The 12500-nt window shown below is 64.0% G+C and carries 13 protein-coding genes (2 of these 13 only partly in view); 5 read left to right on the top strand and 8 right to left on the bottom strand.

The window, feature by feature from the left end; genetic code table 11:
• Window positions 1–94: the 5' end (the start) of a 50S ribosomal protein L28 gene (gene rpmB / locus N0D28_RS07260; protein WP_260561698.1), read on the bottom strand. Its footprint begins 128 nt before the window's first position; 94 of the gene's 222 nt are visible here — the first part of the coding sequence; it begins with the start codon at window positions 92–94; its stop codon lies off the left edge, out of view.
• Window positions 95–226: 132 nt separating this feature from the next.
• On the bottom strand, window positions 227–496 hold the full coding sequence (locus tag N0D28_RS07255; protein ID WP_260561854.1) for a GlsB/YeaQ/YmgE family stress response membrane protein: 270 nt from the start codon (window positions 494–496) through the stop codon (window positions 227–229).
• 371 nt (window positions 497–867) lie between these two features.
• Here N0D28_RS07255 and thrC point away from each other — a divergent pair, with 371 nt between their 5' ends.
• Window positions 868–1911, top strand: a complete 1044-nt coding sequence (gene thrC / locus N0D28_RS07250; RefSeq protein ID WP_260561697.1) for a threonine synthase — start codon at window positions 868–870, stop codon at window positions 1909–1911.
• The gene (gene thrB / locus N0D28_RS07245) at window positions 1911–2831 is read left to right on the top strand and encodes a homoserine kinase (RefSeq protein ID WP_260561696.1); all 921 of its coding nucleotides are present in this window, start codon (window positions 1911–1913) and stop codon (window positions 2829–2831) included. The genes thrC and thrB overlap by 1 nt, the downstream gene beginning before the upstream one ends.
• A 48-nt stretch (window positions 2832–2879) precedes the next feature.
• Here thrB and N0D28_RS07240 read toward each other — a convergent pair whose 3' ends face one another.
• Window positions 2880–4889: a molybdopterin oxidoreductase family protein gene (locus N0D28_RS07240; protein WP_260561695.1), complete on the bottom strand. Its 2010-nt coding sequence runs from the start codon at window positions 4887–4889 to the stop codon at window positions 2880–2882.
• Between the two features lie 66 nt (window positions 4890–4955).
• Between N0D28_RS07240 and N0D28_RS07235 the strand changes: the two genes are divergently transcribed.
• The gene (locus tag N0D28_RS07235; protein ID WP_260561694.1) at window positions 4956–5741 is read left to right on the top strand and encodes an alpha/beta fold hydrolase; all 786 of its coding nucleotides are present in this window, start codon (window positions 4956–4958) and stop codon (window positions 5739–5741) included.
• 9 nt (window positions 5742–5750) lie between these two features.
• Here N0D28_RS07235 and N0D28_RS07230 read toward each other — a convergent pair whose 3' ends face one another.
• From N0D28_RS07230 to lepA, 5 genes are all read right to left on the bottom strand, one after another.
• Window positions 5751–6539, bottom strand: a complete 789-nt coding sequence (locus tag N0D28_RS07230; protein ID WP_260561693.1) for a hypothetical protein — start codon at window positions 6537–6539, stop codon at window positions 5751–5753.
• A 12-nt stretch (window positions 6540–6551) separates the two neighbouring features.
• Window positions 6552–7625, bottom strand: coding sequence for a C39 family peptidase (locus N0D28_RS07225; protein WP_260561692.1), 1074 nt, complete (start codon window positions 7623–7625; stop codon window positions 6552–6554).
• A 204-nt stretch (window positions 7626–7829) separates the two neighbouring features.
• Window positions 7830–8414 carry a response regulator transcription factor gene (locus N0D28_RS07220; protein ID WP_260561691.1) on the bottom strand — a complete coding sequence of 195 codons (585 nt, stop codon included), beginning with the start codon at window positions 8412–8414 and terminating at the stop codon, window positions 7830–7832.
• Window positions 8395–9495 carry a sensor histidine kinase gene (locus N0D28_RS07215; RefSeq protein WP_260561690.1) on the bottom strand — a complete coding sequence of 367 codons (1101 nt, stop codon included), beginning with the start codon at window positions 9493–9495 and terminating at the stop codon, window positions 8395–8397. The genes N0D28_RS07220 and N0D28_RS07215 overlap by 20 nt, the downstream gene beginning before the upstream one ends.
• Window positions 9496–9662: 167 nt before the next feature.
• Complete coding sequence (gene lepA / locus N0D28_RS07210) at window positions 9663–11450, bottom strand: translation elongation factor 4 (protein WP_260561689.1); 1788 nt, start codon at window positions 11448–11450, stop codon at window positions 9663–9665.
• 151 nt (window positions 11451–11601) lie between these two features.
• On the opposite strand from lepA, the gene N0D28_RS07205 reads away from it, so the two are divergent.
• Window positions 11602–12429, top strand: coding sequence for a hypothetical protein (locus tag N0D28_RS07205; protein WP_260561688.1), 828 nt, complete (start codon window positions 11602–11604; stop codon window positions 12427–12429).
• Between the two features lie 29 nt (window positions 12430–12458).
• Window positions 12459–12500: the beginning of a DsbA family protein gene (locus tag N0D28_RS07200; RefSeq protein ID WP_260561687.1), read on the top strand. Its footprint extends 702 nt past the window's final position; only the first 42 of its 744 coding nucleotides appear in the window; the start codon lies at window positions 12459–12461; the stop codon falls past the right edge of the window.

The raw sequence follows: 12500 nt of genomic DNA, 5'->3' as shown, positions 1-12500 counted from the left end.
GGCCCACGCCGCCTGCCGCCCGAGCTTTGCCCCGGCGGGTCACCGAGTTGACGACAATCGGCCCCTTACCGCACAGTTCACACACTTTAGACATAATGAAAACTCCTTATTCAGCCCGGCCTTGTCGGCAGGCAAGCCTTGAGAGTGTAGCACACCGCCGCCTGGAAGGAAAAGGAAGCGCCAACAAAAAACCCGGCACTTGGCCGGGTAGTGAGAGGAAATGCTGTTAGCGCAGAACCTTGACGGCCTTGAGGATGGCAATCAGGATCACGGAACCGACCACACCCCAGACGATGCTCCAGAAGCTAAACCCGCTGCCCGCGACATTCGCGCCGCCGATGTGCAGAAGATTGGCAAAAACCCACTGGGCCAGCAACGCGCCGACAATGCCGATCAGAATGTTGGCGATTGCACCCTGCTGCTGATTTGTATTCATGATCATGCTGGCCAGCCAACCGCACAGAGCACCCACCAGAATCGTAATAATCCAACCCATGTTCTTTTCCTCCTTGAGCGTTGTTTCCAACGATTGATGAGTTCGGCTTCAGCACCTTTATGGTGCGCCGCTTTCGTTGTGAACTGAGAATGAGGCGACGCACCCGGTTTCAGTGTAAGGCAGCGTACCTTTTGAAGACTGCTTGAAGACCGCATAAGGAGTGGGTCAACTTCACTTAAAGGGGAGGTCGGAAAATGACCGCGAAGCTGACGCCAAGCTGAACGGCCCTCCCCGCAGCACGGACTTGTCTCGACTTTAACTTGAGCCGTCACGTTGCCGCCGTGTAGCATGTCCTGAGCTGCCGTGACGTGCGGGCCCTGGTACAAACACCAGTGGCTGCCCGGAAAAGACGTGCGGACACGGAGGAAGTTATGCCTGGAATCATCGACGCTTACCGCAGTTATCTGCCGGTCACCGACAAGACGCCCACCCTGAGCCTGCACGAGGGTGACACCCCGCTGATTCATGCGCCCAAGCTCAGCCGTGAACTGGGTATCGAATTGCACCTCAAATTTGAGGGCCTCAATCCCACCGGCTCCTTCAAGGACCGGGGCATGGTGATGGCAGTGGCCAAAGCCGCCGAGGAAGGCGCACGCAGCGTCATCTGCGCCTCGACCGGCAACACCTCCGCCGCTGCTGCCGCTTACGCTGCCCGCATGGACATGCAGTGCTACGTACTGATTCCCGATGGACGCATCGCGCTGGGCAAACTGGCGCAGGCGGTGATGTACGGCGCGAAAATCATCTCCATTGACGGCAACTTCGACGAGGCGCTGAAACTGGTGCGAGAGATCTCGGCCAGCGAGGGCATCGCGCTGGTCAACAGCGTCAATCCCTACCGGCTGGAAGGCCAGAAGACGGCGGCCTTTGAAGTGGTAGATACGCTGGGCAAAGCGCCGGACATCCTGTGCCTGCCGGTGGGCAACGCGGGCAACATCAGTGCGTACTGGAAGGGCTTCCGGGAGTACCGTTCGCACGGCAAAATGGACACGCTGCCGCGCATGTGGGGCATTCAGGCGGCGGGCGCGGCCCCGCTGGCACGCGGCCTGGCACGGGTGGACGAACCCGAGACGCTGGCGACGGCCATTCGTATCGGCGCACCCGCCAGCGCCATCCTGGCCCGACAAGCAGTGAACGAAAGTGCGGGCCTGTTCGACATGGTGACTGACGATGAGATTCTGGACGCCTACCGCAAGGTCGCCCAGGATGGGGTGTTCTGCGAACCGGCCAGCGCCGCGCCGATTGCCGGGCTGATCAAGCTGCATGCGGCAGGCAAGCTCGCAGCAGGCCTTCAGGTGGTCGCGGTGCTGACCGGCAACGGCCTGAAAGACCCCAACATCGCCCTGCAAGCCGTGAAGGTGCAGCCGACGCAGGCCAGCGCCGACCTGGCTTCGGTGCTCTCGGCCCTGCGCTAATGGCGGATTTCGGCCAGCCGTTCGAGGTGCGCTCCCCGGCCAGCAGCGCCAACCTCGGCCCCGGTTTCGACAGCCTGGGCCTGAGCGTGCCGCTCTACACCACCCTGCGGGTGACGCCGCAGGCCCGCACCGAGGTCGTGCCGCTGGGAGCTGAGCTGGAGGGCACCCCTGCTGACGAGAGCAATTATGTGTACCGGGCGATGCTGCTGAGTGCCAGACGGGCGGGGCTGACCCTGCCGCCTGCCAGGGTAGAAATCGAAACTGAAGTGCCGCTGGCACGCGGCCTGGGCAGCAGCGCGGCAGCATTGGTGGCAGGCATCGTGGCCGGAAACATCCTGCTGGGCAAGCCGCTGGGCGACGAGACCCTGCTAGACGTGGCTGCCCGCGAGGAGGGCCACCCTGACAACGTGGCTCCGGCGCTCTACGGCGGCATCGTGGTGGCGACCCTGGACAAGCTCGGCACCCACCATGTCCGGCTAGAACCACCTGACCACCTGGGCGTCACAGTGCTGATCCCCGACTTTGAACTCAGCACCAGCAAGGCCCGCGCCGTGCTGCCCACCGAGTACTCGCGCGCCGACGCGGTGCACGCCTTATCCCACTCGGCACTGCTGGCGGCGGCACTCGCTACCGGACGACTGGACCTGTTGCAGCACGCCATGCAGGACTACATCCACCAGATCTGGCGCGCGCCGCTGGTGCCGGGCCTCAGCGATATTCTGGAGGAAGCCCACAAGCACGGCGCACTCGGCGCGGCCCTCTCCGGCGCGGGACCAACCGTGCTGTGCTTCCACGACACAAGGCATGACACGGCGCGGCTGCACAGCTTCCTCGGCAGCGTGATGAAGCGCAACGGGCTGGAGGGGCGGATTCTGGACCTGCCGATCGACACGCAGGGGACGCTGGTCCGGGCACTGTAACGCCTCCGCTCGTGTCCACCCCTCCATTTGGTTGAGAGGGGTGTTGTTTTATTCGGCCCGCTCCAGCCGCACCCGCGTGTTGTGGAAGGTACTCCCGCCGCCCAGGTCAGTCAGCGTCTGGGCGGTCACGGCATTGATGCTCTGGCCGTCGGGAGCGCTCAGGCCCCACCAGCTGCCCTCCACCACCGCCACACCCGGCTGCACCTCGTCCGTGATGCGGACCCGGCGCACGGCCTGGCCCGTCTCGCTGACAATACGGGCCAGCTGACCGCCGACAAGTTCACCCTGATCAGCGGGATGCACCAGGATGTGCGGCTCAGTGCCCTCGGCTCTGGTCAGGTTGCCGAGCATGCCGTAGGTACTGTTGAGGAAATGGTGGGCAGGCGGCGTCAGCAACCGCAGCGGATACTCGGCGTTCAGTTCGGCGGCCGGACAGTAGACCGGGGCGGGCGTGAACATCACCTTGCCGCTGGGCGTCGGCGCACCATCGGCGTAGGGCAGCCAGCCGTCCGGCAGCTTGAGCGGCAGTGTTCCGGCAGCCTTGAGCGCTTCCGGCGTGATGCCTTCCAGAAACGGGTGTCCGGTGTCGAGCACTTCCGTCAGCAGGTCGTCCACCGTCCAGAAGAGTGACGGCTCAGTGAGGCCCAGCCGCTCGCCGAGTTGCTGGAACACCCAGGAATTGGGCCGCGTCTCGCCGGGCGCGTCCAGTTCGGCGGGGTTGTAACCAAGCCATGAGTGGCCGTAACTGGTGTAGATGTCGGCATGTTCCATGAAGGTGGTGGCGGGCAAAACATAATCAGCCAGCCGCGCCGTCTCGGTCATGGCCTGCTCGAGCACAATCACTTTGAGGTCTGGGCGCTGGAGTCCGGCAATAACCTGCGCCGAGTCGGGGGCCACCACCGCCGGGTTGCAGTTATAGATGAAGGCCGCCTCGAACCCGGCAGATGGTTCCAGCGCGCCCGCCAGCTCGTTCATGTTGACGTGCTTCGCATCCTCCCTGATCAGGTGGGCTGCGCCCAGCCGTGAGCGGTTGAGGTGGAACACTCCCGAGGTACTAAGGGTGCAGCCGCCGCCCCTGCGCCGCCAGTCGCCGGTGATCGCGGGCAGCAGCGTGACCGCCCTGAGGGCCGTGCCGCCGCCCTCGTGCCGGGTCATGCCGTAGCCGACGCGGATGTAGGTGGGGCTGTCCTGCGAGATGGCGCGGGCCAGTTCAGCGACCTGCTCGGCGCTCAGGCCGGTGGTTTCGGCGGTGCGCTCCAGCGTCCAGCCTTCAGCCTCGGCACGGAACTCTTCAAACCCCTGAGTGGCCTCGCGGATGTACGTTTCGTCAGCCCAGCCCTGCGCCATGATCTCACGGGCCACACCCAGCACCAGCACCGTGTCGGTGCCCGGGCGCAGCTTGAGATGGGTGTCGGCGTAGCGCCCGGTCTTGTTGAGGTAGGGATCGACGTGAATGATCTTCGCGCCGTTCTTGCGGGCCTGGGTCATGAAGGGCGTCAGGTGACTGTTGGTACTCAGGCTGTTGATGCCCCACAGCACGATGGTTCGGGCGTGCGCCACATCCTCGGGCAGCACGCCGTAGCGCGGGCCGTAGCCGAGCCGCCAGGCTTCGGTGCCAGCGGTGGAGCAGATGGTCTCGTCCAGCTCCGGCGCTCCCAGGGCGCGGAAAAACCCGTGAATATGGTGGCCCTCCATCAGGCCCATCGTTCCAGCGTAGTGGTAGCGCAAAACAGCGTCGGGGCCGCGCCTTGCCAGCACGTCGCGCAGGTGGGCGGCGATCTCGTCCAGTGCCTGCTCCCAACTGACGCGCGTCAGCTCTCCGTTCACGCGCTTCATAGGGTAGAGGGGGCGCTCCGGGTGGTTCTGACGGGCCGGGTAATGCACCGTCTTGGCGCAGGCAAAGCCCCGCGTGATCGGGTGGTCAGGGTCGCCAGTCAGCTTCACCGCTTTCTCCAGGCCGTCTGCGCCGCGCTCAATGGTGATCTTCAATCGGCAAGCGTCGGGACAGTCGAGCGGGCAGGTCAGCAGCACCTGGCGGATGGTGGGAGCGGCAGTCATGGGAAGAGTTTACGCTTCCAGGGACGCGGTTCACTTCGGTCTGGACGCGGCGGGATACCCTCATTCATGCAGATCAACGGCGTCAATCTGAACGTTCAGCGCACAGGTAAGGGCCAACCCGTCATCATGCTGCACGGCCTGACCAGCAACCTCACGGCGCTGCAACCGGAAATGGAGCAGCTGAGCCAGTCGTTTGAAGTGATCGCCATCGACAGCCGGGGACATGGCCGCTCGGACAAGCCATCCCACTACACGCTGCAAGACCACATTGACGACGTGCTGGGCGTGATGGACGCCTTAAACTTGCCGGGCGTCTTTCTGATAGGCACGTCGGCGGGCAGTTACATCGCGCAGGGCGTCGCCTCACAGCAACCTGGGCGGGTTCACAAACTGGTACTGGTGGTGCCGAAATCCAACGGCAAAACGTCCTCGGTGGCGCGCTTCATCGCCGAGCACGCGGAGGAAGTGCGTGGCCTCAGCCACGACGAGATTCAGGCCCTGGTGCTCTCGCACATCTTCGCACCGTCCACGCCGGAAAGTATCAGGTCGGCGCAGGCAGAATGGAGCCGCAAACAAGCAGAGCAGGGTTTGACCCTCGACGCCCAGCAGGCCGACGCCGCCAGTCAGGCCCTGGCAGGTTTCGATTTCAGGCCGGTGCTGCCTCAGATCACCGCCCAGACGCTCGTCATCAGCGGGAGGCACGACATCCTCAACCTGGTGGCCGAGGGGGAACTTATCGCGGAGCTGATTCCGAACGCACGGCTAGAAATTCTGGAGCAATCGGGCCACCTGCCGAATGTGGAGGAACCGAAGCGCCTGCTGGATCTGGTGGAAGGGTTTTTAAAGAGCTGAACTCCTCGCTCACCCCTTCCCGAACACCTTTCCAAGTAACTCTCCCCTTTCCTGCAAAGCGGCCTGAAAAGCCGCCGCGTCGTTGGCCGGGCCGCTCGGCAGATTCTTGGCCTGCCCAGTTTTGGCAGCCACCTGTCCGCCGAAGCGCCTCACCCGGAACATGCCGGGATGCTCCTCGAAGACGGCAATCACCTCGCTCGGCTGCGCAGCCAGATGCGCGGCGTAGGTCAGTTCCTGCTCCAACTGGGCATGGGCGGCGGCCTCGCCCAGCTGGGTCAGCAGGCGGTCAATCAGGGCAAACACACGGGCGGCGTACGCGTCCACCTCGGTTCTCTGCGGCAGGTAGCCCCGGTGAATCACCCGGTTGCGAAAGTCGGAGCCGAGCGCCTGGGTACTCAGGAAATCGGGCGCTGCGCCCTCGCGCCACAAATAAGCCAGCGCAAAGGCCCCCATCTGGCGCTCGCTCTGGGCCGAGAGCAGCTTCCAGGCCGTGTCCAGGCGGGCGGCGGCGGCGGCAAAGTCCTCACCTTTCCCGGCGGCCCGCTCCAGGGTGGCGGCGCGGGTATAGAACTCGAAGAAGCGCTCCAGACTGCCCGCAAAGCTCGCCACCGCTTCACGGGCGTAGCCGTCCATCAGTGCCCGTGTGCCGAGGTCAAACAGCATCTCGAACTTGTGCTTGCGCAGGTAAATGGTAAATTTCCCGGCGCAGTGCGGGCAGCTCAGATCGTGAATACCGGAATCGGTGTACTCGGCCTGCATCTCTCGGCGGCAGTGCGGGCAGGCGGCAGGAAAACGCACCTTCTGTATCCGTTACTGCGGCAGCGCCTGGCCGGGTCTACTGATCAGGTACACCAGCCCGCCGGAGTGCGAGAGCCACAGCCGCTCGAAGGCGGCGCGGGGGTAGCTGCGCTGCACGCCCGCATCAGTCGGCGCGGCGGGGTCGTTCAGTACCGGATTTCCCTGCGCATCGAAGCCCACCAGCACCATCAGGTGCCCGCTGCTCGACGGCACGGCGGCCCCCGGCAACTCGCCCGCCTTCCAGCCCAGGCTGACGCCCAGCGGAATGCCAGCAGCAATGTAGCGCTCAGCCTCGCGCAGATTGGGAAGCCGGGTCACCAGGGCACGCAAGCCGTGCTCGGCAGCGAAGGCAGTGTTGAAAGGCCAGTTGCCGGTGCCGTCGTAGGCCGCGTCGTAGGTCGCTCTGGCCGCGTCCGGCACGCTGATGTTCACGCTGTAGTAGGCCAGAATCATACTGGTGCTGGTCGGGCTGCACCACACTTCGCCGCCGTCCTTGTAGAGCATCTGCGAGCGTTGTGGCACGTTCAGCACCTTGTTCCAGCGTACCTTATCGCCCGCTGCGCCTGCCGACGCCATCCGCTGAGAGCGGTCCGAGGTGTTGAAGGCCAGCAAGCTCAGACTGGGACCCGCGCCGCTGGCCCGCAAGGTCAGTCGGTACTCGAAGCCGCTGGCTTTTCTCGACAGGCGCAAGGTATCGGTCATGATCTGCCCGAAGCTGTCTTTTTGCCCGTTCAGACTCGTGCGTCCCGCCGCGCTCTGCCAGGTACCGAACGAGTAGAAGCGGCTGGCCCCAGCGGGCTTGACTTCCAGCGTGAGGCTGCTTCCAGGGGGTGTCAGGCCGTTCCACGAGGGAATCAGCTCGTCGTAAGCGCCCAGACTTGCCACGCTGCCGGAGAGGGTGCCCAGCTTACTTCCCGGCACGAGCGTCAGTCGGCCCTGCTGCAACACCAGACCCTGCATCGTGGCCACGCCGAAGTCGGCAGACTCCAGAACGGTGGTGGTGGACGCGGCGTTTCGCATCATCAGGGCCAGTGTAGCGGGTGGGCAGGCCAGCAGCGCCAGACTTGCCAGGGCAGACTTGAGCATGTCCGGCATTGTCGCGCCTGGGTACTTCAGGTTGGTGAACGGCCCAAACAAACGCGGGAAACAGCACCGAAGTCTGTTCCCCGCAGCTCTTTGTTTTTTGTCTCTGGGGGCAGCCAATAATGGATGGGGGCGGCCCCGTGCGTTGAAGTGCAGTGGTGTTCTGGAGAGGAGGAAGGGCCAGGCAGCGGGCGAAGACCGGGCGCTTTAGCCGATCAATCCCAGGGCGCGGGCACGGCTGACGCAGTCGGTGCGGTCACGGGCACCCAGCTTGGTATACAGGCGGGCCAGATGGTCCTTGATGGTATCGGGGCTGACGCCCAGGCTGCGGGCGATCTCCTTGTTGCTGTAGCCCTTGGCCAGCAGCGGCAGCACGTCGCCCTCGCGCGGTGTCAGGCGCGGCACCTCGACTTTGGGCAGGCGGTCGATTTCCGGATGCGCCACGATCTCGCGCAGCTGGCGGGCCAGTTCGGCGGGAGCGGTTTCCTTGCTGAGGTAGCCGCGTGCCCCTGCCGAGCGGGCTGCCTGCACGATGGCCGGTTCGGCAAAGGTCGTGATCAGCACGCTCACCACATCGGGATTGGTGGCGCGCAACTTCTCGCAGACCTCGATGCCGGTCAGGCCGGGCATCTTGACATCGAGCAGCGCCGCGTCGGGCCGAAACTGCCGGATGACTTCAAGCGCTTCCAGGCCGTCACTGGCCTCGGCCAGGACCTCGAAGCCCTGATCACGCAGCGCGTACTTCAGGCCGATACGAAACAGCGGGTGGTCGTCAGCAATCACGAGTTTCATGGGAAACCTCCGGAAGAATCAGGGTCAGGACGCTGAGGTCCTGGGCGGGAGCGGCAAGGCGGGCGGAAGGTGGAGAGTCAGGGAGCCCGGTCAGGAGGTCCGGAGCGGGTTGACGGTGGTAATGGAGGTCGCCGCCGTGGGCCTGGGCGATGCGGCGGGCAATGAAGAGCCCCAGACCAGCGGTTCCGGCGGTGTACTGCTGCCCGGCGATGGTGGTTGGCTGGGCGTTGAACGGCTGGGCCAGCTCGTCGAGCGCCCCACTCAGGCCGGGGCCGTCGTCACTGACGCTCAGCTCCGCCGCAGTGCCCACCTGCCGTACTTCCAGACGGACCTCAGTAGCGGCGTAGCGCAGGGCGTTATCAGTCAGGTTGAGCAGGGCGCGTTCCAGCACCGCCGCGTCCACTTCGGCCAGCGCCTGACCGCCCACCCGGATCATGACGCCGCGCGCGGCAGCCGCAGCACTCAGCCGGGCGGCCAGCACGTCGAGCAACGGGCGCAGTTCGGTGGGCCGCTTCGAGAGTTGCACCGCGTCGCGCTCGAAACGGTGGGCATCGGCCATCTGCTGCACCAGTGCCAGCAAGCGGGCGTTCTCAGCCAGCATCTGCCCGCCCACGTCCAGCCGCTCGGGTTCGCTGAGGTGGGTGCCGATCAGCAGCCGCGTCAGGTGGCCGGTGGCGATCAGCGGTGTCTTGAGGTCGTGAACCAGGGTCGCCATAAATGCGCCGCGCCGCGCCTGCTCGGTGCCGAGGCGCAGCAGCAGACCAGTGAACGCTGAACGCAGCGCCCGGACCTCGCCCGGATCGCCCGCCGGACCGTCCACTTCCACATCGTCCTGCTCGACTTCGGCCCGCAGCCGAATCAGTGGCCCCAGCATCGCCGCCGCCAGCACATACCCGATGACGGCGGACAGCACCCCCACTCCCAGCGTCCAGAGCGTCAGCCCCAGACTCCAGTTGCCACCACTCACGATCAGGGTCAGGGTGAGGTTCGGCAAAAAGGCCAGCGCGAAGATGACCGCCGCGAACTGTGCCCGCAGGGTGTTCCAGCGTTCAGGTTGAAACGAGAACTGAGAGGCGGTCATCTAAAGGCAGTCTAAAAATCTCTGTATGACAGAAACCTCACATTCGGACGGGTTTCACCTGACATGTCAAGCCCCCCGATGGGCGGATTCACCGGGGGTGGGGACGGCTCGTAGGCTCTCTTTCGGCAACGGCCCATTGCATGTTCCCAGTGGGCGTTCAGGCTACTTTAGTCCTCAGTACTGAGCACGGCCAGGAAAGCTTCCTGCGGCACTTCCACGGTGCCGATCTGCTTCATGCGGGCCTTGCCCTTCTTCTGCTTGTTCAGCAGCTTTTTCTTGCGGCTGATGTCGCCGCCGTAGCACTTGGCCAGCACATCCTTGCGAAACGCCTTGACGGTGGAGCGGGCGATGATCTTGCCGCCGATCATGGCCTGAATCGGCACCGGCCACATCTGGCGCGGAATGACCTCGGCCATCTTGTCCACGATCTTGCGGCCCAGCGGGTAGGCCCGGTCCTCGTGGACGATGACGGCCAGCGCGTCCACGATCTCGTTGTTCACGTAGATGTCCACCTTCACCAGTTCGCCCTCGCGGTAGCCGGTGATGCTGTAGTCCATGCTGGCGTAGCCGCGCGAGATGGACTTGAGGCGGTCATGGAAATCGTAGAGGATCTCGGCGAACGGCACCTCGTACACCAGCTCGACGCGCTTGCCGAGGTAATTCATGGTGACCATACTGCCGCGCCTTTCCTGAAGAAGCTGCATCACCGGGCCGACATGCTCTTCCGGCAACATCACCGAGAGCCGGATATACGGCTCCTCGATCAGGTTGACCCGGTCACGGGTCGGGAACTGGGCCGGGTTCTGCGTCTCGAAGATCTCACCGTTATTCAAAGTGATGCGGTAGATGACGGCAGGCGCGGTGGCGATCAGATCGAGGTCGTACTCGCGCTCCAGCCGTTCCTGAATGATCTCGGCGTGCAGCAGACCCAGGAAGCCGCAGCGAAAGCCGAAGCCCAGTGCCTCACTGGTTTCCGGCTCGAAGGAAAAGGCCGCGTCGTTGAGCTTGAGCTTTTCCAGCGCCTCGCGCAGCTTGCGGTACATCTCGGTGTCGGTGGGATACAGGCCCGAGAACACGACCGGCTGGGCGGGCTTGAAGCCGGGAAACGGGTCGGTGATGGGCCGCTCGCGCTCCATCAGGGTGTCGCCCACCTGGGCGTCGTGAATGTCCCTCACGCCTGCCGCCACCCAGCCCACGTCGCCCGCTGTGAGCGAGTCGCCGACCACCAGGCCGGGGCTGAAGGTGCCCACTTTGTCCACCTCGAAGTGTTTGCCCGTCGAGAACAGGGTGATCTTGTCCTTGGGTTTGATGGTGCCGTCGAGTACGCGAACGAACACGATCACACCCTGGTAGGCGTCGAACACCGAGTCGAAGATCAGGGCCTTGAGCGGCGCGTCGGGGTCGCCGGGCGGCGAGGGAATACGCTCCACGATGGCTTCCAGAATCTCCGGCACGCCCTGGCCTGTCTTACCGGACGCGAAGATGGCGTCTGCGGCAGGAATGCCCACCACTTCTTCGAGTTCCTGCGCCGCACCTTCCGGGTCGGCGGCGGGCAGGTCGATCTTGTTGACCACCGGAATGATGTCCAGCCCCGAATCGATGGCCAGATAAGCGTTGACGATAGTCTGGGCTTCCACACCCTGCGAAGCGTCCACCAGCAGCAGCACGCCCTCGCAGGCGGCCAGCGAGCGTGAGACCTCGTAATTGAAATCCACGTGGCCGGGGGTGTCGATCAGGTTGAGAATGTACTGCTCGCCGTTGGGGCGGGTGTAATTGAGCCGGACCGGGGTGGACTTGATAGTGATGCCGCGCTCGCGCTCCAGCTCCAGGGTGTCGAGCGTCTGGGCGCGCTTGTCGCGCTCGCCCATCGCGCCGAGGTGTTCCAGGATTCTATCGGCCAGGGTGCTCTTGCCGTGATCAACGTGGGCGATAATGGAGAAGTTCCGAACCTGCATCCCTCCAGTCTAGCGGAGGAAAGGGGTCGGCAAATAGGAGCGGCGTGCAGCGTGCTCCGGTTAGTGGAGCCACCAGCTTTTTGACGCTGTTTTAACGCCCCATGCTTAGACTCGTCTCACCGCGCCCGCCGCGCGTGATCAAGGAGCCGGAATGAAAAAGCATCTGCTGCTGGCCCTCCCCTTAGCCGCCCTCGTACTCGCCGCCTGCGGGCAGAAAACGACCACGCCTCCCGGCGGCCAGAACCCACCTACTGAAAAGCTGTATACCAAAGTGGGACTGGTGCAGGCCATCAAGTTCGACTCCAACAGCGGCGTAATGGCCGAGTTTGGAACTCTCAGCCCTACGGCCCTGCCCAAATCGCCGGATCCCAGCACGCTGGACACCTGCCAGCTCGGCGACGGCGTTAATGCCCTTATCCAGCTCACTACTCCGGTCATAAATTCTTCTTATGGACCGCTGGACGCTGGTGACGCCATCACCTTCAAGAAGAACGGAATGGCCTTTGCTACTATTTCGCGCATGGATATGCAGCCCCAGGCTCTACCGAATTATGTCTACCAGGCCCGAAATCTGGTGCTGAGCGGCCTGAGTGACCTGACACTGAGCGTCCCTGGCGCGACCGGCGGTTTCCCAGCCTTTACCGACGTTTCCTTCCCTGTGCCCAATCCGGCGTTCAGTCTCACGAAGCCCACTGATCTCAAGACCATTACCTCGACCACCAACTTTACCTGGACGGGAGCCAGCAACGATCCTGCGGCAGTGGTCTTGTTTTTCGTCAAGCAGGGCAATATGCCCTTTTTCTTTTGCACCGCACGCGACGACGGCAGCTTCACCATTCCCAGTGACTTTCAAGATGTGCTCAAAGCCCAGAAGTTCACCCAGGGCATAGCTGGAGCCGTCCAGAGCCTCACGCAAGTCAAGACTAGCGGCGACGCCCTTCTGATCATGCAGAGCCTCAGCGGCGTGGGCGACTTTTAAGCTGTCTGACTCTGCCGCTACACTGCCTCATGGCCCGCCTCAAAAAGAACCAAGTCAAGCACCGCAAACAC

Source organism: Deinococcus rubellus, from assembly GCF_025244745.1.
Lineage (GTDB): Bacteria > Deinococcota > Deinococci > Deinococcales > Deinococcaceae > Deinococcus > Deinococcus rubellus.
Note: the sequence above shows the minus strand (reverse complement) of the source record. Positions and strands in the feature narration are given on the sequence as shown.